General features: G+C 72.2%; 22 protein-coding genes and 1 riboswitch. Of the genes, 3 read left to right on the forward strand and 19 right to left on the reverse strand.

Annotated elements, in window-relative coordinates; genetic code table 11:
* Nucleotides 1-9: 9 nt before the first annotated feature.
* Nucleotides 10-930 (forward strand): transketolase family protein, encoded by a 921-nt coding sequence (locus tag FB157_RS08665; protein ID WP_145877595.1) that lies wholly within the window; start codon nucleotides 10-12, stop codon nucleotides 928-930.
* A 464-nt stretch (nucleotides 931-1,394) separates the two neighbouring features.
* On the opposite strand, the gene FB157_RS08670 is transcribed toward FB157_RS08665, so the two are convergent.
* The 16 genes from FB157_RS08670 to FB157_RS08750 all read right to left on the reverse strand — a co-directional run bounded on the left by FB157_RS08670 (nucleotide 1,395) and on the right by FB157_RS08750 (nucleotide 15,902).
* Entirely contained in the window at nucleotides 1,395-2,663 is a 1,269-nt protein-coding gene (locus FB157_RS08670; RefSeq protein ID WP_261386225.1) for an MFS transporter, read from the reverse strand.
* A 109-nt stretch (nucleotides 2,664-2,772) separates the two neighbouring features.
* On the reverse strand, nucleotides 2,773-3,132 hold the full coding sequence (locus FB157_RS08675; RefSeq protein ID WP_186581412.1) for an MmcQ/YjbR family DNA-binding protein: 360 nt from the start codon (nucleotides 3,130-3,132) through the stop codon (nucleotides 2,773-2,775).
* A 30-nt stretch (nucleotides 3,133-3,162) separates the two neighbouring features.
* Entirely contained in the window at nucleotides 3,163-3,693 is a 531-nt protein-coding gene (locus tag FB157_RS08680) for a GNAT family N-acetyltransferase (protein WP_186581413.1), read from the reverse strand.
* Entirely contained in the window at nucleotides 3,690-4,262 is a 573-nt protein-coding gene (locus tag FB157_RS08685; RefSeq protein ID WP_145877600.1) for a helix-turn-helix domain-containing protein, read from the reverse strand. Before FB157_RS08685 ends, FB157_RS08680 begins: the two co-directional genes overlap by 4 nt.
* A gap of 46 nt (nucleotides 4,263-4,308) precedes the next feature.
* Entirely contained in the window at nucleotides 4,309-5,211 is a 903-nt protein-coding gene (locus tag FB157_RS08690; protein WP_145877602.1) for a LysR family transcriptional regulator, read from the reverse strand.
* A gap of 31 nt (nucleotides 5,212-5,242) precedes the next feature.
* The gene (locus tag FB157_RS08695) at nucleotides 5,243-6,442 is read right to left on the reverse strand and encodes a glycine C-acetyltransferase (protein ID WP_145877604.1); all 1,200 of its coding nucleotides are present in this window, start codon (nucleotides 6,440-6,442) and stop codon (nucleotides 5,243-5,245) included.
* A gap of 37 nt (nucleotides 6,443-6,479) precedes the next feature.
* Nucleotides 6,480-7,508 (reverse strand): L-threonine 3-dehydrogenase, encoded by a 1,029-nt coding sequence (gene tdh / locus FB157_RS08700; RefSeq protein WP_145877606.1) that lies wholly within the window; start codon nucleotides 7,506-7,508, stop codon nucleotides 6,480-6,482.
* 192 nt (nucleotides 7,509-7,700) lie between these two features.
* Complete coding sequence (locus tag FB157_RS08705; protein ID WP_145877608.1) at nucleotides 7,701-8,276, reverse strand: GAF domain-containing protein; 576 nt, start codon at nucleotides 8,274-8,276, stop codon at nucleotides 7,701-7,703.
* 61 nt (nucleotides 8,277-8,337) lie between these two features.
* Complete coding sequence (locus FB157_RS08710; protein ID WP_145877610.1) at nucleotides 8,338-8,937, reverse strand: ATP/GTP-binding protein; 600 nt, start codon at nucleotides 8,935-8,937, stop codon at nucleotides 8,338-8,340.
* Nucleotides 8,915-9,286, reverse strand: coding sequence for a DUF742 domain-containing protein (locus FB157_RS08715; protein ID WP_145877611.1), 372 nt, complete (start codon nucleotides 9,284-9,286; stop codon nucleotides 8,915-8,917). The genes FB157_RS08710 and FB157_RS08715 overlap by 23 nt, the downstream gene beginning before the upstream one ends.
* 2 nt (nucleotides 9,287-9,288) lie before the next feature.
* Nucleotides 9,289-9,723 carry a roadblock/LC7 domain-containing protein gene (locus tag FB157_RS08720; RefSeq protein ID WP_145877613.1) on the reverse strand — a complete coding sequence of 145 codons (435 nt, stop codon included), beginning with the start codon at nucleotides 9,721-9,723 and terminating at the stop codon, nucleotides 9,289-9,291.
* A 77-nt stretch (nucleotides 9,724-9,800) separates the two neighbouring features.
* Nucleotides 9,801-11,897, reverse strand: a complete 2,097-nt coding sequence (locus FB157_RS08725) for an ATP-binding protein (protein WP_261386213.1) — start codon at nucleotides 11,895-11,897, stop codon at nucleotides 9,801-9,803.
* A gap of 385 nt (nucleotides 11,898-12,282) precedes the next feature.
* The gene (locus FB157_RS08735) at nucleotides 12,283-13,356 is read right to left on the reverse strand and encodes a M14 family metallopeptidase (protein ID WP_145877618.1); all 1,074 of its coding nucleotides are present in this window, start codon (nucleotides 13,354-13,356) and stop codon (nucleotides 12,283-12,285) included.
* A 17-nt stretch (nucleotides 13,357-13,373) separates the two neighbouring features.
* Nucleotides 13,374-13,682, reverse strand: coding sequence for a hypothetical protein (locus FB157_RS08740; RefSeq protein WP_145877620.1), 309 nt, complete (start codon nucleotides 13,680-13,682; stop codon nucleotides 13,374-13,376).
* Between the two features lie 238 nt (nucleotides 13,683-13,920).
* Entirely contained in the window at nucleotides 13,921-14,646 is a 726-nt protein-coding gene (locus tag FB157_RS08745; RefSeq protein ID WP_145877622.1) for a TetR/AcrR family transcriptional regulator, read from the reverse strand.
* A gap of 74 nt (nucleotides 14,647-14,720) precedes the next feature.
* Entirely contained in the window at nucleotides 14,721-15,902 is a 1,182-nt protein-coding gene (locus tag FB157_RS08750) for an MBL fold metallo-hydrolase (protein ID WP_385173866.1), read from the reverse strand.
* A 181-nt stretch (nucleotides 15,903-16,083) separates the two neighbouring features.
* Here FB157_RS08750 and FB157_RS08755 point away from each other — a divergent pair, with 181 nt between their 5' ends.
* Nucleotides 16,084-17,262, forward strand: coding sequence for a glutamate dehydrogenase (locus tag FB157_RS08755; RefSeq protein WP_145877624.1), 1,179 nt, complete (start codon nucleotides 16,084-16,086; stop codon nucleotides 17,260-17,262).
* A gap of 95 nt (nucleotides 17,263-17,357) precedes the next feature.
* On the forward strand, nucleotides 17,358-17,978 hold the full coding sequence (locus FB157_RS08760; RefSeq protein ID WP_145877625.1) for a TetR/AcrR family transcriptional regulator: 621 nt from the start codon (nucleotides 17,358-17,360) through the stop codon (nucleotides 17,976-17,978).
* 74 nt (nucleotides 17,979-18,052) lie between these two features.
* On the opposite strand, the gene FB157_RS08765 is transcribed toward FB157_RS08760, so the two are convergent.
* From FB157_RS08765 to FB157_RS08775, 3 genes are all read right to left on the reverse strand, one after another.
* Nucleotides 18,053-18,838, reverse strand: a complete 786-nt coding sequence (locus tag FB157_RS08765) for an SGNH/GDSL hydrolase family protein (protein WP_145877926.1) — start codon at nucleotides 18,836-18,838, stop codon at nucleotides 18,053-18,055.
* Between the two features lie 262 nt (nucleotides 18,839-19,100).
* Nucleotides 19,101-20,012 carry a LysM peptidoglycan-binding domain-containing M23 family metallopeptidase gene (locus FB157_RS08770; protein ID WP_145877627.1) on the reverse strand — a complete coding sequence of 304 codons (912 nt, stop codon included), beginning with the start codon at nucleotides 20,010-20,012 and terminating at the stop codon, nucleotides 19,101-19,103.
* A 4-nt stretch (nucleotides 20,013-20,016) separates the two neighbouring features.
* Nucleotides 20,017-20,179: riboswitch (cyclic di-AMP (ydaO/yuaA leader) on the reverse strand.
* A gap of 303 nt (nucleotides 20,180-20,482) precedes the next feature.
* Complete coding sequence (locus FB157_RS08775; protein ID WP_145877929.1) at nucleotides 20,483-22,567, reverse strand: alpha-galactosidase; 2,085 nt, start codon at nucleotides 22,565-22,567, stop codon at nucleotides 20,483-20,485.
* Between the last annotated feature and the right edge of the window lie 121 nt (nucleotides 22,568-22,688).

Genomic DNA, 22,688 nt, shown 5'->3' on the forward strand with positions numbered 1-22,688 from the left:
CCAGCCCTCATGGACACCATGCGTGACCGTTTCGCCCCCGTCGTCTCCCGGCTGCTCGACGAGGATCCGCGGGTCGCGGTCGTCCTCGCCGAGATCGGCAAGGACGGCTTCGCCGGGGCACTGCGCCGGCATCCGCGCCGGGTGATCAACGTCGGCATCCGCGAGCAGCTGCTGGTCGGCGCCGCCGCCGGTCTCGCGCTCACCGGGCTCAGGCCGGTCGTGCACACCTTCGCCAGCTTTCTCGTGGAGCGGCCCTTCGAGCAGGTCAAGCTGGACCTCGGGCACCAGGACACCGGGGCGGTGCTGGTGAGCGCGGCCGCCTCCTTCGACTGGCCGGCCGGCGGCTACACCCACATGGCGCCCGGCGACGTGGCGCTGCTCGACACCCTGGACGGCTGGACCGTACACGTGCCCGGACATCCCGACGAGGCCGAGACACTGCTGCGGCACGCGGTCGCCGCGGGGGACGACAAGGTGTACGTCCGGCTCTCCGTGCAGGCCAACCGGCAGGGGCTGGCGGTCGACGGGGAGCGCTTCCTGACTGTCCGCGAGGGGCACGCAGGTGTGGTCGTCGCGGTCGGGCCGATGCTGGACGCGGCGCTCGCCGCCACGGAGGGCCTGGACCTGACCGTGCTGTACGCGACGACGGTACGGCCCTTCGACACGGCCGGCCTGCGCCGGGCCACGGAATCCGCGGGCACGGACGTCGTCCTCGTCGAGCCGTACCTCGCCGGAACGTCGACGGCAGCAGTGAGCGAGGCACTGGCGGATGTCCCGCACCGGGTGCTCGGCCTCGGCGTGGGACGCCGTGAGCTGCGGCGCTACGGCACGATCACGGAGCACGTCGCCGCACACGGGCTGGACGCACAGAGCCTGCGCGAGCGCATCGGGGCGTTCGTGGGGGCGGGTCGGGCGTCCGTGCGCGCATGAGATCCGGAGGCGGTTCGGCATGCGGGCAGGAGGCCGTGCGAGCCGAACCCCGGCACCGGCTCGGTACCGCCACGCCGGCCGCTGCGAGCTCGACTGCGACACCGGCGCGGACCGCGGACGACAGCCGTGCGAACCCGGTTGAGGCGCCCCCCTCCGGAGCCCACCCGGGAGGCCCCACGCAAGCCCGACGCGGCACCCGCGCGGACCACGGACGACAACCATGCGAACCCGGTTGAGGCGCCCCCTCCGGAGCCCACCCGGGAGGCCCCACGCAAGCCCGACGCGGCACCGGCTCAGCACCCGGACGGCAGGCATACGAACCCGGCCGAGGCCCCCCTCCAGAGCCGACACGAGCCATGCCGCGGCGCCCGCTCAACACTCGGACGGCAGCCGTACGAACCCGGCCGTCGCACCCACCCGGCACACCCACCGGAGCCCGCCGCGAGCCCAGCCGCGGCGCCTGCTCAGTGCAGCGGCGTCTGCGTCTCCACTCGCACCAGGCCCCGGATCGCGGGGACCGAGAGCAGGGCCGCGGCCACCACCACGCTCATGACGGCGGAGACCAGCAGGACGTGGTCGGCGCCGAGGGCCGCGGCCGCCGGGCCCGCGAGGGCCTGGCCCACGGGCATCATCGCGAGGGAGCCGGCCACGTCGTAGGCGTGGATGCGGTTGAGGACGTCGGACGGGACCTGGGTCAGCACGCTGGTCGACCACATCACTCCCCAGAACGACATCCCGGCTCCGGCCACCGCCGCCCCGGCCGCCATGGCGGGCACGCCGAGCCCTGCGCCGACGGTCGCCGGGAAGCCGAAGAAGGCGAACAGAGCGAGCGCACCGGCCCGCAGCATGCGGCGGGGGCGCAGTCTCAGCGAGAGCAGGCCGCCGATCACGGTGCCGGCGCCAAGGGCCGAGTTGACCAGGCCGTAGGCACGGGGACCGTGGTGCTGGACGACCTCGGTGGCGACGAGCGGGACCGTCGGCCCCCAGACGGCGATCATGTACACGCACCACACGGCGATCACGCCCCACAGCCAGGTGCGCGACCGGAACTCCCGCCAGCCCTCGACCAGGTCGGCCCGGAAGACACGCAGGCCGGGGCCGGCGGCGCGGGCGGCCGAGGGGAGCGGGGGCAGCCGCAGGAGGAGCAGGCACAGGGCGCTGGTGGCGTAGGTGGTGGCGTGCACGGCGAACAGGCCGCCGGGCGAGACGAAGCCGACCAGGACGCCGGCTACGGCCGGGCCGGCGAGCTGTGCCGACGACTCGGCGATCCGGATCGCGCCGTTCGCCCTCTGGACGTCGGGGGCGAGACGGGGCACGGTGCTGGCCACGCCCGGCTGGAAGACGGCCGCGGCCGCGCCGTTGACGACACCGATGGCGCAGATCTGCCACAGGACCACGTGCCCGGTGAAGAAGAGACCGGCGGCGAAGGACTGGGTGACGAGCCGGACCAGGTCGGCGCCGATCATCAGCCTGCGGCTGCTGAACCGGTCGGCGACGACCCCGCCGAGGACGACGAGTCCGGCGAAGGCGGCGACGGAGGAGGCCATGGCGAGGCCGACCGCGCCCGCGCCGTACCCGTGCTCCAGCAGACCGGCGGCGAGCGCCACGGGCAGCATGGTGTCACCGAGGCGGGCGACGGCACGGGCGACGAAGAACAGTGCGAAGTCCCGCGACCAGACGGCCGGGGGCTCGGCACCGGCCTTGCGCCGAACCCGGGAGACGATGGCCGCGATGTCACGCCGTGCGTCCGCACTTGTCACGCGTACGCTCCCCTCCCCCGCCCCACGGCATCCCCGCCGCGCGGGATCATGCCACGCCGCCCCTGCCCCCGCCGAGGGATTTTCAACTGCCGCCGGGCAGGCCCAACTCCGGGTAGGCCTCCAGGAGTCGGGGCGGCGCGGCCTGCCTCCAGGAATCGGCGAGGATGTCCCGCAACTCCTCCTCGCCCTCCAGCGCGGCGAGTCTCGCTCTCACCCAGGCGAACTGGGCCTCGTGATCGGCGATCCAGAACTTCCCCGGCTCGGCCATGACCAGTTCGTCGCGCTCCTCCTTGGGGCAGCGCACGGCGATGGACGTCTCGTCCTCGGGCAGCGTGGCGAACATCTTCCCGGCCACCCGGAACGTGGGCATGCTCCAGGCGATCTTCTCCGTGGTGTCCGGCAGGGACAGGGCGACACGTCGTACGTCATCAGCATCCGGCATGCCACGCACGGTAGTCCCTGCCACTGACAGTCACCCGGCCGGCGGATCCAGCCGCTTGTAGTAGAGGGTCGTCGGGCGCAGTTCGCCCGCCGGGTTCGCCGCGTAGTCGGGGAGGGTACCGGCCTCGGTCCAGCCGGCCGAGCGGTAGAGGTGCTCGGCGGGGCTGCCGGTCTCGGTGTCCAGGTGGAGGAGGGTGATGCCGATGGCGGCGGCCGCGTCCTCGGCGGTGGCGAGGAGTCTGCGGCCGAGGCCCTGCCCGCGCGCGGAGCGGTGCACCATCAGCTTCACGAGTTCGGCGCGGTGCCGGCTGTTGGGCTTGTCGGGCAGGGCCAGGCTCACCGTGCCCGCGACACGGTCCGTGTCGTCAACGGCCACCCACAGCGCCAGCCGACCGGCCGCCACCCCGTCGGCCCGTTCCCGCCACCAGGCGGCCGCCGCCGTCCGCCCGAGCGGCGCGAGGAAGCCGACCGAGGCACCCCCGGCCACGGCGTCGGCCAGCAGTCCGGCCAACTCCTCACTTCCGTCCCGCACTTGGGCCTCGTTCCAGCGCAGCACCCTCACGGCCGCACCACCGCCAGCACATAGCGTGCTTCCTCCGGCCCGGCGCAGCGGAACCTGGTCGGCCCGAAGACCCGCATCCGCAGGCAGTCGCCCGCGTCGAGACGGTGGCCGGTGTCGCCGACGGTCACCTCCAGCGCGCCCTCCAGAACCCACAGGTGCTGTTCCAGGCCGGACACGGGCGGGCGGTCGTACGCGATGTCGGCGCCCGGGGCGAGCCGGCCCTCGACCAGTTCGCCGCGCAGGCCGGCGTGCGGCGGGGACACGGACCGGCGGACGAAACCGGCGGCGCGGTCCTGCCACACCTGCTGCTCGACCGCCCGCACCAGCGGGGCCGGTTCCGCCTCGACCTCGCTGAGCAGCTGGGACATGGTGCGTCCGTAGACGTGGCAGAGGCGGTTGAGGACGGCCGCGGTGGCGCTGGTCTCCGCGCGCTCGGCCCGGGACAGGGTCGACCTGCTCACCCCGCTGCGCTCCGCCAGCTCCCCCAGGGACCAGCCGTGTCGAGTCCGGAGTTCGGCCAGCCGGGCACCGATCCGGGCGTCGACGGGGTCAGGACCTTCACTTCTCATATCCGGGACGCTATCCCGGATATGAGACAGCCGTGTTACGGAAGCCTCACGCCTGCGCCGCCTCCCCCAGTGCCGCCAGCACCTGACGGATCAGGGGGTGTCCCTCGGCTCCTCGCCGTACCGCAGCGAAGACCCGGCGGGTCGGGGCCACACCGTCGACGGGGCGGACGACCACACCGGTGAGGTCCATACCGCGCAGGGCCGAGCGCGGCACGAGGGCCACGCCCGCGTCGGCCGACGCCAGGGCGACGACGGCGCGGAAGTCGTCGGAGGAGTGCTCGAGGCGGGGCTGGAACCCGGCGCTCTCGCAGGCGAGGACCACCACGTCGTGGCAGGGGTTGCCGGGGTACGGGCCGATCCACGGGTCTTTCGCCAGCTCCGCCAGGGGAACCTCGGGGGCGTCGGCGAGGCGGTGACCGACCGGGACGACCGCGTCGAAGGGCTCGGCGTACAGGGGCACGTGGGTGAGCCGGGGATCGTCGGCGGGCGGGGCCCCGCGGTACTCGACGGCGACCGCGACGTCCACCTGCCGGTCCAGGACCATGGGCAGGCTGGCATCGCCCTCGGCGTCCTGGACGCGGATGCGTATGCCGGGCGCGGCGGCCGCGAGGCGGGCCACCGCGGGCGCCACTACCTCGGCGATGCCGGTCGCGAAGGCGGCCACGGTGACCGTGCCCGCCTCCCCCGAGCCGTAGGCCGCCAGCTCGGCCTCGGCCCGCTCCAGCTGGGCCAGGACCGCGTTGGTGTGGCCCAGCAGGATCTCGCCCGCCGGGGTGAGCCGGACACCCTTGGCGCTGCGCTCGACCAGGCGGTGCCCGGTCTCCTGCTCCAGGGCCGTCAGCTGCTGTGAGACGGCGGAGGGGGTGAGATAGAGCGCGGCGGCTGCCGCCGTGACCGTGCGGTGGTCGGCCACCGCGCGGAGGATGTGGAGCCGCCGGGCTTCGATCATGGGATCAATTATCTCAGGGGGTCCGCACTGGTCAGGCCGCCAGCTCCGCGCGGGCGGCGACGAAGGCGTCCACGGCCCGGTCGACGTCCTCGGTGGAGTGCGCGGCGGACAGCTGCACGCGGATGCGGGCCTGGCCCTGCGGGACGACCGGGTAGGAGAAGCCGATCACGTACACGCCCCGCTCCAGGAGCAGTTCCGCCATGCGGGCCGCCTCGGCCGCGTCGCCGATCATGACGGGGGCGATGGCGTGGTCGCCGGGGAGGATGTCGAAGCCCTCCTCGGTCATCCTGCGGCGGAACAGCGCGGTGTTCTCGGCGAGCCGGACACGCAGTTCGTCGGCCGACTCCAGCAGGTCGAGGACCTTCAGGGAGGCGGCGGCGATCACCGGGGCCAGGGTGTTGGAGAACAGGTACGGGCGGGAGCGCTGGCGCAGCAGGGCGACGATCTCGGCGCGGGCGGCGACGTAGCCGCCGGAGGCGCCGCCGAGCGCCTTGCCGAGGGTGCCGGTGATGATGTCGACGCGGTCCATGACGCCGTGCAGCTCGGGGGTGCCGCGGCCGCCGGGGCCGACGAAGCCGACGGCGTGCGAGTCGTCGACCATGACCATCGCGTCGTAGCGGTCGGCGAGGTCGCAGATCTCGCCGAGCGGGGCCACGTAGCCGTCCATGGAGAAGACGCCGTCGGTGACGATCAGCTTGCGCCGCGCGCCGCCCTCGGTCGCCTCCTTGAGCTTGGCCTCCAGGTCCGCGAGGTCACGGTTGGCGTAGCGGAAGCGGCGGGCCTTGGACAGGCGGATGCCGTCGATGATGGAGGCGTGGTTGAGGGCGTCGGAGATCACCGCGTCCTCCTCGCCGAGCAGGGTCTCGAAGACACCGCCGTTGGCGTCGAAGCAGGAGGAGTACAGGATCGTGTCCTCCTGGCCGAGGAACGCGGACAGGCGCGCCTCCAGCTCCTTGTGCACCTCCTGGGTGCCGCAGATGAAGCGCACGGAGGCCATGCCGTAGCCCCAGCGGTCCAGCGCCTGGTGGGCGGCGGCGATCACCTCGGGGTGGTCGGCGAGGCCGAGGTAGTTGTTGGCGCAGAAGTTGAGGACCTCGCCGGGGCGGCCGCCGGCGCTGACGCTGACGGTCGCGGACTGCGGGCTGTCGATGACCCGCTCGGGCTTGTGCAGGCCGGCGGCACGGATCTCGTCGAGGGTGGTGCGCAGGTCGTCACGGACAGAGCTGAACATGAGGGGGCTCCTCTGAAGGTGCTGGCGGAAGAAGGGGCTACGCGGTCCAGTCCAGGATGATCTTGCCGCCGGTGCCGCTCGCCGCGTCGGCGAAGGCCGCCTCGAAGTCGCGGTAGCCGTACCGGCCGGTGATCACCGGGGCGAGGTCCAGGCCGCCCTCCAGCAGGACCGACATCGCGTACCAGGTCTCGAACATCTCCCGGCCGTAGATGCCCTTGATGGTGATCATCGAGGTGACGATCCGGGACCAGTCGACCGGGAACTCCTCGGCGGGCAGGCCGAGCATGGCGATCCGGCCGCCGTGCGTCATGTTGGCGATCATGTCGCGCATGGCCTCGGGGCGGCCGGACATCTCCAGGCCGATGTCGAAGCCCTCGCGCAGGCCCAGCTCCCGCTGCCCGTCGGCGATCGAGGTCCGGGCGACGTTCAGGGCGAGGCTCGCGCCGATCTTGCGGGCGAGCTCCAGGCGCTCCTCGCTGACGTCGGTGATGACGACGTTGCGGGCGCCGGCGTGGCGGGCCACCGCCGCCGCCATGAGGCCGATCGGCCCGGCGCCGGTGATCAGGACGTCCTCGCCGACCAGCGGGAAGGACAGCGCGGTGTGCACGGCGTTGCCGAACGGGTCGAAGATCGCGGCGACGTCGAGGTCGACGGGGATGCGGTGCACCCAGACGTTGGACGCGGGCAGCGCGACGTACTCGGCGAACGCGCCGTCCCGGCCGACACCGAGGCCGATGGTGGCCCGGCACAGGTGACGGCGGCCGGCGAGACAGTTGCGGCACTTGCCGCACACCAGGTGGCCCTCGCCACTGACCCGGTCGCCGATCCGGATGTCGGTGACGTCACGGCCGGTCTCGACGACCTGCCCGACGAACTCGTGTCCGAGCACGAGCGGAGTGCTGATGGCCTGCTGCGCCCAGCCGTCCCAGGCCCGGATGTGCAGGTCGGTGCCGCAGATACCGGTCCGCATGACCTTGATCAGCACGTCTCCGGGGCCGATTTCCGGCTCGGGTACGTCCGCGAGCCAGAGCCCGGGCTCCGCCTTCTCCTTGACCAGCGCCTTCAACGCTACGACTCCTGTGGGTGAGGTCCCGGTCGCAGGCATGCCGAAGGAGCCCGCACCGGGTCAGAGGGGTGGAATCACCCTGCAATCTGCCGTACGCGCGGGCCGGGGTCCATCGAGCTTTTCTTAACCGCCGCCTCAGCTTTCCTTCACGCCTCCCGGATCCCCACGGTCGTGTCCGTCCCCGCGGGCACCTCAGATCGGCAGCCCGTCGTCCGCGGACCGTTCGATGCGTGCGACGAGTTCGGCGGCCAGCGCCTTGATGGTCTCCAGCCCGGACCTCCCCCAGGCCCGGGGTGCGACGTCGAAGGCGCACACGGTGCCGAGCGCCATGCCGGAGCTGTCGATGAGCGGGGCGCCGAGGTAGGAGCGGATGCCGTACTCGTCCACGACCGGGTTGCCGGCGAAGCGGGGATAGTCGCAGACGTCCTCCAGTACCAGGGCCTTGCGCCGGACCACCACGTGCGGGCAGAAGCCGTGGTCGCGCGGCAGGACACGGCCGATCTCGGGCCTGCTGCCGTCCTCCCGGACCACGGGCGCGGTCACCGGGGTGCGCAGGCCCGCGAAGTACTGGTGGCCCTCGCCGACGAAGTTGACCATGGCGTACGGCGCGCCGGTGAGCTGGCCGAGATGGTGCGCGAAGGCGTCGAGAGCGGCTTCGGGCCGCTCCCCCAGGCCGAGTCGGCGCAGCCGGGAGGTGCGGGCGGGCGCCTCCCTGTCCTCGGGGGTGAGCAGCAGACCCCGGACCGGTCGGGGCGGCTCGTAGCTCATGACCGGGCTCCGGCGCTGTGGGCGTGTCGCATGGGGCGGCTCCGTGGACGGTATGGCTGGATCACATGTGGGCGCCGTGGCTCGGCGCGGGCGCCGGGGCGTGGGCGATGAGGTGGCGTACGAGGGTGAGCAGGGTCTGTACGCCGGAGCTGGAGATGCGGGCGTCGCAGCAGACGACCGGGATCTCCGCGTCGAGGTCGAGGGCCGCGCGCACCTCCTCCGGGTCGTAGCGGTAGCCGCCGTCGAACTCGTTGATGGCGACGATGAAGGCGAGGCCGCGTTCCTCGAAGAAGTCCACGGCCGCGAAGCACTCCTCCAGACGGCGTGTGTCGGCGAGGATGACCGCGCCGAGCGCCCCTTCCGACAGCTCGTCCCACATGAACCAGAACCGCTCCTGCCCGGGCGTGCCGAACAGGTACAGGACGTGCTCCGGATCGAGCGTGATCCGGCCGAAGTCCATGGCGACCGTCGTCTCGACCTTGTTCTCGATGCCGTCGAGGTTGTCCGTGGCGGCGCTGACGGTGGTGAGCAGCTCCTCGGTGCTGAGCGGGGCGATCTCGCTGACCGCTCCCACGAAGGTGGTCTTGCCGACCCCGAACCCGCCCGCCACCAGGATCTTGAGGGCGGTCGGAAACGGGTCAGAGCTGTCGTCGTAGTCCATCGAGCACTGCCTCCAGCAGAGACCGGTCAGTGGGGTTGTGGTGGAACGCGGGGGGCTTGGTGGTCAGCGCCCCGCAGTCGACGAGGTCCGAGAGGAGCACCTTGGTGACCACGGCGGGCAGTTTGAGATGCGCGGCCGCCTCGGCCACCGAGACGGGCGCGCGGCACAGGTCGAGCGCCTGGGCGTGCTCGGGGCCGAGGTAGCCGAGCGGGGTGACACCGGTGGCCATCACCTGCGACATCAGGTCGAGGGCGATGCTGGGCTCGGTGCGGCCGTTGCTGACCGTGAACGGGCGCACCAGCCGTCCGGCCGCGTCGTCGAGCCAGGGCCCGTCGCCGGCTGCGGCCACGTTCAAGGCCTCATCGCCGTGGAATCGACAGCGTGCTGCCGGGGTGCTGTCACCAGGTAGGGGCGGACGCTCTTGACCAGCATCGCCATCTCGTAGCCGAGCACGGCGGCGTCGGCCTCGCGGCCGGCGAGCACGGCGAGGCAGGTGCCGGAACCGGCGGTGGTGACGAACAGCAGCGTCGAGTCGAGTTCGACGACGACCTGGCGGACGTCCCCGCCGTCGCCGAACCGGACGCCCGCGCTGCGGCCGAGGGAGTAGAGGCCGGAGGCCAGGGCCGCCATGTGGTCGGCGCTGTCCGGGTCTAGGCCGTGCACGGACTTCACCAGTCCGTCGCAGGACAGGAGCACCGCGCTGTTGGTGTGCGGTACGCGCTGCACTAGGCCGCTCAGCAGCCAGTCGAGGTCGGATGCCTGGGCGGTCGGCGCGTCGCTCGCCATGGTGGATCGACTCCTTGGGGTACGAAGGTCAGCGGGAGCGCTGGGGGTGGGGGGTGGTGCGGGACTGACGAGGGTGGTCATCCGGCCGGTGCGCTCCCGTCGGACCGGCCGGTGCCCTCGGACACGGGCACGTGCGTGTGGATCTGGGATATGGGCGTCTGGGCCAGGGGGTCGGCCGCGTCCATGGGGTGGGCGGCCATGGGGTCGGCCCCCAGTGGGCCTGCGTCGACGTGTGCGGGGCGCACATGGGGCGGCACCGTGGCCGGTGCTCTGTGAGCCGGGCCCGCGTCCAGGTGTCCGGGCACCCCGGGCGCGGCCTCCGCATGGGGTGAATCCCCGTAGGCCGGCTCCATGTTCTGCTGTGCCTCGGCGAGTCCGATACCCCGCTGGAAGGCCGCCATCAGGCCGGGGTCGTGGCCCGCGACGACGTCCCCGTCCTGGCGGGGAACAGGCCCGCCGCGCAGTTGGGGAACGATGTGCTCCTGGGCGCGGCGGCGGGGCAGTTGGGGCTTGCCCATCGTGCCGCGGACCGCACCCGTGCGCGGGCCGGGCAGGGTGCCCGCGTGGGCCTCGAGCACCGGCCGGTCCTCGGCGTTGATGCCGGGCACGGCCTCGGCGATGTGGGGCCGCTGCTCGTGGGTGCCGCGCACGGGCAGCGGGGGTGGTGAACCGGCACCCGGTGAACCCCCGTTCCGGGCGCTCCCGTTCTGCATGCCTGCGCGCCCGGGGGTACCGCTGTGCTCGGATCCGTGCTGCGCGTGCCGTCGCCGTCCGGCCGCCGGGTCCGGTCCGGTCCCGGCCTGCCCTCCCGTTCGCGCGCCGCCCGGGTCATTCGTGCCGGGTGCGCCCGCCGGGCCCGCGCCGGCCGCGGCTCCCGGCCGGTGCTCCACGCAGGACGCACGCCCCTGCTGCGGAACCTGGGGGTTCCCCACCGTGTCCTGGGGCTGTGCGGCCCCGGGTACCCCCCGCGTCGTGCCCAACAACGCCTGCGGGACCACGAGTACGGCCTGCACGCCGCCGTAGATGTTGGTCTGCAGGCGTACGCCGATGCCGTGGCGCCGGGCGAGCTGGGAGACGACGTAGAGGCCGATCCGTCCGTCGGCCAGCAGGCTGGCGACATTGACCTGGTCGGGGTCGGCGAGCAGGGCGTTCATCTTGTTCTGTTCGCCGACCGGCATGCCGAGTCCGCGGTCCTCGACCTCCACGGCGAGCCCGGAGGTGACGAGGTTGGCGCGGAGCAGCACCTGGGTGTGCGGGGCGGAGAACACCGTGGCGTTCTCGACGAGTTCGGCGAGCAGGTGGATGACGTCGGCGACGGCGTGGCCGCGCAGTTCGCCGTCGACGGGCGGCACCAGCTTCACCCGGGAGTACTGCTCGACCTCGGCGATGGCGGAGCGCAGCACCTCGGTCATGCTCACCGGGTTGCTCCACTGCCGGCGCGAGACGGCGCCGCCGAGCACGGCGAGGTTCTCGGCGTGCCGTCGGATCCGGGTGGCCAGGTGGTCCACGTGGAACAGGCCCTTGAGGAGTGCGGGGTCCTCGATCTCGTGTTCCAGGTCGTCGAGGATCGAGATCTCCCGGTGCACCAGGGACTGGAGCCGCCGCGCGAGGTTGACGAAGACCTCGAGCTTCTGCTCGCTGCCCGCCTGGCTGGAGAGCTGGCTGGCCTGCACGACGGCGGTGACGGCGCCGTCGTACGCGTGCGCCAGGTCGGCGGCGAGCAGTTCGAAGTCGTCGGCGTCCTGTGGTGGCCGGCGGCGCTGCCCCCGCTGCGGCGGGGTCTCGCCGTGGCGCAGCCCCTCGACGAGGGCACGCAGATCGGCCTCGCCGCGCGCGGTGCTGCGGCGCAGGGCGTCGACGCGGTCGCTGACCGAGCGGGCGGCCCGGTCGGCGGCGACGGCCGCGATCATGATGCCCGCGACGGTCACCGCGACCGCTCCGGCGAGCACGGCCCACAGGGTGGGCGCGGGGCGTGCGCCGGTGGAGCGGATGCTGAACAGGACCGCCGCACTGGCGCTGAGCGCGACCGCGACGGGCGGCAGCACGGCGAGCCGCATCAGCTGAGGCCGTATGTGCGTCTCGGGCAGTGCGGGAGCGGGTCGGGCGACCGGTCGCCCGTGCCGGCCGCCCTCACGGCGGTCGGCACGGGCGGCCGGTGCACGGAGGTGAGACATCTGCGTCCTCGTACTGGTCCGTCGGGCTGCCATCCGGACACTCACAGTAGTCGCCTGCGCATCAAGTGCGGTGGGCAGTTGACAAAGTCACCCGGGGAGGGTCCCGCTCTGGTATGAGCCCTCGTACGACAGACCGATAACCGTGTCACGCCCATCGATCCGACCCGAAAGAGAACGAAATCACCTGCTCAAAAGTGGTCACGGGGGCGAGGGGGCGATCCGGGCGCCGGAGCCCGCGTCCGCCTCGGCTCGCCCCCGGCATGGGACACGAACCCCCCACCGAAGCACTCCGGCCACGCTCCACCCGGTCCGAGAAATTGTCACGGAGAGTATCAGTCATGGCCTTGACTCGACTCCTGCCGTGGAGGGGTCGGTATCGGAGGTGTCAGTCGAGTGCCGTGACGCAGAACTGGACCAGCCCGGCGTCGACGTCCAGGACGATCCGCTCCATCTCCGGCCACGGCGGGTGGAAGCCGCCGGGTTCGTCGCCCCACTCGATGGTGAAGCCGAGGATCTTGCCCTTGTGCTCGTCGGCACGGTGCCGGGAGTAGGCGTAGTCGTCGCTGGTCCCACAGGTCGGGTAGAGGTGGAAGGCGGACATCGGGGTGTAGGCGCGGCCGCGTACGCCCTTCAGTGCCGCGCAGAACTGTTCGGCGAGGACCACGGCGTCGTCGGCGTCGGACTTCGGGAGGTACTCCGCGTACGCGTCACCGGGCACCCCGCGCCGGTGGTCGAAGGCCGGGTTGAGGAAGTTCTGGGCCGGGGCGGCGGACTGGTTCTCGTCGTCGCCCCAGACGGTCAGCATGTCCTCGGAGTAGCTGTGCACGTCGACGAGCCAGCGGGTGCGCGGGTAGGTGTCGAGCAGCCAGCGCACGTTGCGGGTCTCGGGTTCCGAGAAGGCTCTCGGGCCCTGGTAGACGAGGTCACCGGGATCGTCGGAGACGCGCGGTGCCGCGTCCGGGTCGAAGGCGGTGCGGAAATCGAAGAGGAAGTCGTAGTTACGGTTGATGTCGACGCCGATGCGGTCGGGGTCGCCGCCCGACTGTGCCGGGTTGCGGTTCTTGCGCCACATCGGCTCGACGGTCTGGCTGTAGAGGCGGCCGTCGGGATTGACCAGCGGGAGGACGACGACCTCCAGCTCGTCCAGGATCCTGCGCACCTGGTCGCTGGTGAAGCTCGTCCCCCCGTAGATCAGGCCGGTTCCCGCGTCGTACGCCTCCAGCAGGTCGGCGGCGAAGTGGACGAGGATCTCGCAGCTGCCCCACTCCCGGGCGTGGACGCCCCCGATCAGGACGGCGCAGTCCCGGGTTCCGGCCGGGGCGGCACCGATCCGCAGAGCGTGACCGGCGCGGCCCTCGACCGAGGTCTCGGGCAGGTCGATGAGCCGGCTCGTGGCCGGGAAGGCGGTGGCCAGGCTGGTCACGGCGGACTCGACCTCAGTGATGTTCAGGTACGACATGGCGCTCCTCCCGGGCGCTACGCCTTGACGGCCAGCCCGTGCGGCACGGCGTCGGCGGGGGCGAACCGGTCCCCCTCGCCGACCTCGGCCTGGCGGGCGAGTCCCTTGGCAGTGGCGTTCTCGACCGTGGTGACCGACACGCCCTCGCGTTCGAGGGCCTCGGCCTGTTCGGCGGTGACGTAGGCGTCGATGCTGCACCTGCCGTCATCGGTCAGGCGGGGGCTTCCGCCGACGTCGGGATGCGCGTCGCGCAGGAGCGCACGCAGGGTTTCCGTGTCCCGGGCGGTGACGCGCACGCGCAGGACGGGTGGTGAAGTGCTGGACATGACCGCTTCTTCCGGCGCCGTCGGGCGCGCCACAAGGCCACCCGGCAGCGCGAGTGCCGCGTGTGAGGACCGTGCGGACTTCGACGATCGGAGACGTCGAATCGGAGACGTTGACCGGTGCCATAGATCTGTGACGTTGATCTGTGACGTCGATCTGTGGCGTCGAAACAACGCCGGCTGACGTTTGATGGCATTTACGCCATATATGTACGTCGTATTCTCAGGGTGCTCCGCCGTGCTAGAAGGCGTCAAGGGGAACCTCGGGCAGGCCGCTCAGCAGCCTGTCGAGGCCGGCCGCCAGTTCCCGCTCGTCGTCGTACTCGGCGAAGTGCGGGACGAGGGCGCGCAGCCGTGGGTAGTCGGCGGCGGGCAGCCGGTGCAGACCGAGCCGGAGCATGAGGTCCGGTTCCTCGCTGTCGTCCACCACCTGGCGCTTGTCCACGAGGAGGCAGCCGAGGGTCCAGGCCACGAAGGTGCGGTAGACGGTCAGCACGGTGGCGTCGTCGAAACCGGCGCGGGCCAGGACGGCGAGCACGTGCTCGGTGAGCTGGAGCCAGGACTGCGGGCGGCGCGCCACGGGCACGGCGAGCGGGCGGGTGGCGACCACGGGGAGGATTTCGGGGTGGGCGTGCACGACATACGCCAACGCCCGGGCGATCCTGCGCAGTTCGGCCCGCCAGGGCGGCTCTTCGGGTACGGCGTCCGAGTCGGCGCGGGCCTGCTGCGCCGAGGTCCGCAGCCGCTCGTTGACCTCTGCGAAGAATGTCTCCACGAGGCCGTCGAGGAGGGCTTCCTTGCCGGCGGTGTACCGGTAGATGGCCATCGGCTCCACACCCAGGTCGGCGGCGAGGCGGCGCATGGTCAGGGCCGCGAGCCCCTCACGGTCCACCAGGGCGACGGCCGCGGCGAGCACGCGGGGGCGGCTGAGGCGCCCCCGTCCTTCTGGGTTGTCCCGCAGTTCCATGGCCGCACTCCGGATACGCCGTACACTTCATCAATAATTGTACGTTTTATCCGGAGAAACGCGCGGGCCCTCGATCACCCGTGGTCGAGCCCCTTGCGCGCGCCGGGCTCGGCGGCCAGCGCCCCGAGCGACCGCCAGGTACGGCGCACGGTGCCGGAGACACCGCGCCACCAGGCCTCGGCGGGGAGCTTGCCGGCAGGCTCGAAGGGCTCGCCGGGCCGGGGCAGCGCCACCGCCTGGCCGGCCTCCTCGGCGGCCTCCTTGGTCCACTCGCCGGGTTCCGCCCACGGGTGCGGGGCCAGGTTGAAGGTGCCCCAGTGGATCGGCAGCAGCACTCCGTGCGGGTCGCCGCCCTGGAGGTCGAGGTGGGCGCGCAGCCCCTCCTCGGGAGTCATGTGGATGTCGGGCCAGAACTCGCTGTACGCGCCGATCTGGATCATGGTGGCGTCGAACGGGCCGTGGGCCGCGCCGATGTCCTTGAAGCCCTCGAAGTAGCCGGTGTCACCGCTGTGGTAGACCCGGTGCTCCTCGCCCGCCACGGCCCAGGACGCCCACAGGGTGTGCTGGGTGTTGCGCAGGCCGCGGCCGCAGAAGTGGCGGGCCGGGGCGGCGGTGAGGGTGAGCCCGCCGATCCTGGTGGCCTCGTGCCAGTCGAGCTCGCGCAGCCGGTCCGCGGACACGCCCCAGTGTTCGAGATGGGCACCGACGCCGAGCGGCACGGCGAACACGGTGTCCGTGCCGGCCAGCGCCTTGATCGTGGGCATGTCCAGGTGGTCGTAGTGGTCGTGCGAGACGACCACCACGTCGACCGGGCCGAGCGCGGCCAGCGGCAGCGGCACCGGGTGCAGCCGCTTGGGCCCGACGAAGGGGAACGGGGAGCAGCGCTCACCCCAGACGGGGTCGAACAGGACACGGTGGCCGTCGATCTCCACGAGCACGCTGGAGTGGCCCATCCAGGTCACCCGCAGCCCCGTGGCCGGCGGCTTGGCGATGTCGGCCAGGGTGGTGGGGTGCACCGGGACGGTGCCGCGGGGCGCGCGCAGCGGCCGGGTGTCCTTGTCCAGGAACACCTTGGCGAGGTCGAGCGTGGACCCGGAGGGCCGGGTGCGTGCGGTGCCGCCGGGGTTCTGGAAGACGCCGTCCTTGAAGTGGGGGGAGCGGCGGATGCGGGCCATGCGCTCACCGCTCGGTTCCGCGCCGAAGGCCTCGGGCTGGAACATGCCGAGCCCGAAGCTCTGGGAACGCAAACCGGTCACGGTACCTCCTGGTGAGTCGCTGAGGCCCTCCATTATGGTCGGCGCCCCCGACAGGCCCCGGTGGCCGGGGTCACCGGCCACCGTCCTGTGTGCGCCGCCGCGGATCCGTCACACGTTGACAGGCTGTCCACCAGATCCGAATACTGACTCGCGATTCAGTAACTGTCACCCGGGAGACCCCATGACCGCCCCTTTGATGTCGCTCGTCTGGACCGACCACATCACCGGCCGCCGGGGCTTCCTGGTCGTGGACCGGCTGGTGCGGGGCGTGGCCAGCGGCGGGTTGCGGATGCGGCCCGGCTGCACCCTGGAGGAGGTCGCCGGACTCGCCCGGGGCATGACGATGAAGGAGGCCCTGCACTACGACCCCGAGGGCCGTTACGTCCCTCTTGGCGGCGCCAAGGGCGGCATCGACTGCGATCCGCAGGACCCCGGGGCGTACGGGCTGCTCGTGCGCTACCTGCGGGCCATGCGGCCGTACATCGAGAGCTTCTGGACCACCGGCGAGGATCTGGGCCTCACCCAGGACCTGGTGGACCGTGCGGCGGCGGAGGCGGGCCTGGTCTCCTCCGTGCAGGCCGTGTACCCGCTGCTGGACGACGAGGCGGCGGCCCGCGAGCGGCTCGCGGACGCCTTCGCCGTCGAGGTGGACGGCATCGGCCTGGACGAGCTGGCGGGCGGCTGCGGGGTCGCCGAGTCGGTGCTGGCCGCCCTGGACCGGGCATCGGTGCCGTACCGGGGCACCCGGGTGGCCGTGCAGGGCCTGGGCACGATGGGCGGGGCCACCGCCCGCTTCCTCGCGCGCGCGGGGCTCACCGTGGTGGCCGTGGCCGACGTCAAGGGGACCGTCGCCAACCCGGAGGGTCTCGACGTGGAGGCGTTGCTGGCCGCGCGGGACGCCTACGGAACGGTCGACCGCTGCGTGCTGCGCCCCGGCGACCGTGAACTGCCCGGTGACGCGTGGCTGTCCGCGGACGTCGAGGTGCTGGTGCCGGCCGCGGTTTCGTACGCGATCGGCACCGCCGAGCAGGAGCGGATCACCGCCCGCTGGATCGTCGAGGCGGCCAACATGCCCGTCCTGCCCGAGGCGGAGGCGCTGCTGGCCGCGCGCGGGGTCACCGTACTACCGGACGTGGTGGTCAACTCGGCCACGAACGCCTGGTGGTGGTGGACCCTGTTCGGCGACATCGGCCCGGACGCCGACGAGGCGTTCGCGCACATCCGACGTTCGATGCGCGCCCTGGTCGATCTGATGCTCACGCGCGCCCAGACCGACGGTACGGCGCCGCGCGCCGCCGCCCACGCCCTGGTCGGCGACCGTCTGCCGGTGATCGCGGAGCGCTTCGGGTGGTACCGCTGACACCGGCCGGGCGCCTCTGGGCCCGCGGCACCCGAAGTGGACGTGGCAGACCGGCCCTTTCGGTGCGGCCCTGAGCGACGGATTAGGGTGACCGCGTGGCGAGAGTGCGGTTGAGTGTGGCCGAGCGGCGGGAGGAGCTGCTGCGGGCCGCCATCGAGCAGATCGAGGTGCGGGGCGTGGCGGCGGTGCGGATCGCCGACGTGGCCTCCGCGCTCGGCGTGAGCAACGCCCTGGTGCTGTATCACTTCTCGACCAAGGAGAAGCTGGTCGCCGAGGCCTTCACCTACGCGGCCGCGGACGACCTGGCGCATCTGCGGGGGCTGCTGGAGCGACGCACCTCCGCGCTGCGCCGGCTGCGGGCCGCCGTGCGCTGGTACGCGCCCACGGGTCAGGCCAAGGGCTGGCGGCTGTGGATCGAGGGCTGGGCGGTGGCGCTGCGCGAGCCCGCCCTCCGGCAGGTCAGCCGCGACCTGGACCTGCAGTGGAAGGCGGCGATCACCGAGGTCATCGCGGAGGGCGTGGCGGCGGGCGAGTTCGAGTGCGCCGACCCGGCGGGAGCGGCGCTGCGGCTCACCGCGCTCCTCGACGGTCTCGCGGTGCAGCTGACGTCGTACCCGGGCTCGGTGCCGCGGTCCCGGGCGCGGCAGTGGGCGGACGAGGCCCTGGCCCGGGAACTCGGGCTGGGCCGGGAGGCGTTGACCGAGCGGGAGCGCTGAGCCTGCGACCGGTGCGGTGGCACGGACGTGCCCCGCACCGCCGGGTTCGCGGTGCGGGGCACGGACGCCGGCCGTCACGCCACCGACGCGATCCGCATCTTGATGTCGTCCGGCGACAGGGTGCCCTTCGCCGTCACGTGGTCCCCGGAGGACTCGCCGCGCAGCCGGCGGCCGATCCACGGGACGAGGTACTCGCGGGCCCAGTGGACGTCGTCGCGGCGGACCTCCAGGGTGCCCCGGGGCGGGAGCGGCGGCCAGGGCTGCTCCGGGTCGGCCGGGATCTGCAGGCCGAGGGCCTGGCCGGCGCGCAGTGCCACGCGCGTGTGCCCCTCGGGCGAGAGGTGGAGCCGGTCGCCGTCCCACGCCCTGCGGTCCTGGACGGACTTCAGGGACCACAGGTCGAGCACGGGGCACCCGTACCGGTCGGCGATGGCGCGGACGTGCCCGTTGTAGGTGGCGATCTTGCCGCGCAGATGCTTGAGCAGCGGGACGCCACGGGTGTCGAAGCCGGTCGTCACGAGCACGGTGCCCGCGACCTCGGTGAGCTGGGACACGGCCCGCTCGAAGCGCTCGGCCACCTCGTCCGGGTCGGTGCCGGGCCGGATGATGTCGTTGCCGCCCGCGCAGAAGGACACGAGGTCCGGGGCGAGTTCGACGGCTTTGGGGAGCTGGTCCGCCATGATCTGGTCGAGCAGCTTTCCGCGCACGGCCAGGTTGGTGTACGCGAAGTCGCCCTCGGGACGCCGGTCCGCGAGCAGTACCGCGAACCGGTCGGCCCAGCCCACGAACGCCCCGTCGGGGCCGGGGTCGCCCACGCCCTCGGTGAAGCTGTCCCCCACCGCCACGTACGACCCGATCAGTGATCTGTTGTCATTCTTCGAATCGTCTGCCACGTCGGACCATGATTCACCTTCGGATGTGACCTACGCGACCGTAGGCAGGGGTTGACGAACGGTGAGATGAGACACCCTTAAATCATTTGCCAATCCAGGAATAGCGCGACGTCGGGGCGCGTTGACGGTGCGCACACGCTGAAGGCCGGACCCGGGGAACCGGGTCCGGCCTTCAGCGGCTTGTCAGGGCAGGTGTTTCTCAAAGAGGGGATCCCGCGGAGCGGGATCCTCACACGGCGACGCCGTGCGAGCGGAGGTAGGCGACCGGGTCGAGGTCCGAGCCGTAGTTCGGCGTGGTGCGGATCTCGAAGTGCAGGTGCGGGCCGGTCACGTTGCCGGTCGCACCGGAGAGGCCGATCTGCTGGCCCGCGGTCACGGTCTGGCCGGCCGTGACGGAGAGCTGCGAGAGGTGGCCGTACTGGGCGTAGTAGCCGTCGTTCAGCTTGATGACGACCTGGTTGCCGTACGCGCCGCCCCACCCGGCGGAGACGACGGTGCCGGCGGCGACGGCCTTGAGCGGGGTACCGGTCGGCACGACGAAGTCGACGCCGGTGTGGTAACCGCTGGACCACATGCTGCCGGCCACGTGGTAGCCGGTACCGATGGTGGCGCCGGTGACCGGGAGGGTGTAGCCGGTGGACGGCACGGAAGGTGCGGAGGGCGCGGCAGGCGCGGCGGCGGCACCGGAGGCCTGGCCGGACCGGTACCGGGACGGGGATGCCGGCGCCGGGGCGGAGGGCTCGGTGTGCGGCTGGACGGCCTTCGCACCGAGCGACAGCTTCAGACCCGGGTGGATCAGCGAGGGGTCCTGGCCCACGGCCTGCCGGTTGTCGTCGTAGAGCCGCTGCCAGCCGCCGCTGACGTGCTGCGCGCCGGCGATCTTCGCGAGCCAGTCGCCGGACTTCACCGTGTAGGTGCGCACACCCGGATTCCGCTGCGCGGCCGCCTTCTTCACGGCCGTCTTCGCCACGGCCGGCAGGGACTGCACGGCCTTTCCGGAAACGGTCTGCGTGGTGGCGGCGTGCGCTCCGGTGGCCCCGAGGAGCGGCAGGGCCAGCGCGGCGCCACCGGTTCCGGCGACGGCGATCGAGCGGGTGAAACGCGGGGGCTTGGGACGGCGGTGCTTACCCTTCGCGGGCATGGCGCATTCCTCTCCGGCGCCTGCGAGGTGAGCTGACGGGTTCGGGCTGGAGCTGCCCGGCCGCGCGCTGCGCGGCTGCACCCCAGCCTGTCCCGGAGACCGGGACAGGCAGTCATACCTGGTGGGTCCCCCGCTCCTGCCGAACACGGGTGAAGTGTGTGGGGACTCCGGGCGGCGGCAGGATTCGGCGTTCCGACCGGATTGGTGGCGAACGTAAGCGAGCAAGACGCACCCGGACAAGCAGCAGGTTCCCGGCGTCGTCGCTTCAAATGATCGAATTCGGGAATTCACGGTCACTCTCCGTGAATTCCCGAATCCTCGCCCTTTTGAATTCCCTTCACCCTTATGGGGATTACGTGGACATGCCGCGCGACACACGGTCACGAATATGACGCTCCTCACGCGCCGATCCCCACGCCCCCTTGTCCCGGAGCGAGTTGGAACGAAGGGCTCCAATTCCGACAGACAGCTCAGATGCTGCGCAGTCGGATAACCTTCGCATCCAGGTCACCCTTCAGTCCGGTGCGCAGCCCGTGGTGCAGCAGGACCGCACCGCGGTGCACTTCGCCCGTTTCATGGCATTCGTACGACGCTGCCGGGTCGAGTCCGCGCAGTCGCAGCGCCGGCACCGGCTCGCCGTAGTGCTGCGCCTGGAGGCAGGCGAGTACCACGGTCTCGTCCCCGAGGACGTACTGGACGGCGCTCAGACCGCCCGTCGGCGGCCGCAGCCGGTACTGGTCGCCACGCTGGACCACCGGCCGGATCTCCTTGTAGAGGTCCACCCAGCGACGGGCCTCGGCCAGCTCTTCCCCACTCCACTCGGTGAGGTCGCCGCCGACGCCGAGCACCCCGGCCATCGAGCTGACGAAGCGGAACCGCAAGGAGCTCTCCCGCCCGTTGAGCTGGGTGTTCGGGCTGTCGGTGACCCAGGCGGCCATGACCCGCGCCGGATGGATCTGGCTGAAGCCGTGCTGGATGGCGAGCCGGTCGAGCGGGTCGGTGTTGTCGGAGGTCCACACCTGGTCGGTGCGGCTCAACACGCCGAGGTCGATCCTCCCTCCACCGCCCGAGCAGGACTCGAAGGCGACCGAGGGATGGGCGGCGCGCAGCCGGTCCAGCAGGGCGTACAGGGCGTGGACGTGGTCGACCCACAGACGCTGCGGGTACGGCTCCCCCGGCCATCCGGCGTCGGTGAAGCAGCGGTTGAAGTCCCACTTCACATAGTCGATCGGGGCGCTCGACAGGAGGGTGTCCAGCTGCTCCCAGAGGTACTCCTGGACGTCATCGCGGGCGAGGTTGAGGACGAGCTGATTGCGCAGCTCTGTCCTCTTTCGTCCCGTTTGATACTGCACCCAGTCGGGGTGGGCGCGGTAGAGGTCGCTGTCGGGGTTGACCATCTCGGGCTCGACCCAGATGCCGAACTGCATACCGAGGCCGTGCACCTGGTCTGCGAGGGGCTTGAGGCCGTGCGGGAAGCGGTCGGGGTTGGGCGTCCAGTCGCCGAGGCCCGCCCGGTCACTGGTGCGGGCGCCGAACCAGCCGTCGTCCACGACGAACAGCTCGACGCCGATGCCGGCGGCCCGCCGGGCGAGGGCGGTCTGCTGCTCCTCGGAGATGTCGAAGTTGGTCGCCTCCCAGGAGTTGAACAGCACCGGCCGGTCCTGCTCCGCGTCCGGGATGACGTACGCCCGCTGGTAGGCGTGCCAGGTGCGGCTGGCCCCGCCGAAGCCGCCGTCGCTCCACAGGCCGGCGAAGACGGGGCTGGCGTACGACTCCCCCGGCTCGAGCAGCAGCAGGCCGGAGTCGTCGTATCCGGCGCCGCCCGTGATCTGCACGCGCGCGTCCGGGAGTTGGGCGACGGCGATCCGCCAGGACCCGGACCAGCCGAGCGCGCAGCCGTAGACCTCGCCGCGCTCCTCGGTCGCGTCGGTGTCCAGCGCGACCCAGGGCAGGTGCTGGTGGCCGGTGTGACCGCGGCGGCTGCCGATGATCTTCTCGCCGTAGACGAGGGGGGCGGTGGCCAGCAGCGACTCGGCGGCCCAGCGGCCGTGCAGCTGGGACAGCCGCCAGCCCTCGCGGTCGGGCAGGGTCCAGGTCGCGGCGTCGGCGCGCAGCAGCTCCACGCGCGCGCGTGAGCCGTTGTCCACGGTCACCCGGCGTTCCACGACGTCCCCGCGCATCCGGTAGTGCAGGGTGACGGCGAGCCCGTCGTCGTCGAAGCGCAGCCGCAGCTCGTCACCTTCGGCGCTGCCCACCGTGTCGGACGACACGAAGCGCCACTCGGTGCCGCGCCGCTCCTCGGTGCGCACCGACAGGGCCGGACGGACGAAGCGGGGGCCGCCCTCGACGGGGTACTCCTCACGGCCGTCGAGCGGGGACTCGAAGGGCCAGTAGGCGGGCAGCGGGCTCACCGCCAGCGCCTCGGCGTCGGCGAGCACGATCCGTGGCCCCCAGTGCAGGTGCAGCAGTTCGTCCGCCTCGGTGAGATGCAGCGCATAGCTGCTGCCGGGGCCCGACAGGAGCCATGTACGACCGTCTTCGGCGATGTCCACCATCGAGACCTCACAGGTGCCAACAGATCCGCTCAAGTGCGAACATCATTAGGCCCCGCAGCCCCTGGTGGCAACGCCTGTGGACAACTCATTGCCCGAGGAAATCGATGTCGTATCGTCGACG

It is taken from the genome of Streptomyces sp. BK340, from assembly GCF_007827595.1.
Classification (GTDB): Bacteria; Actinomycetota; Actinomycetes; order Streptomycetales; family Streptomycetaceae; genus Streptomyces.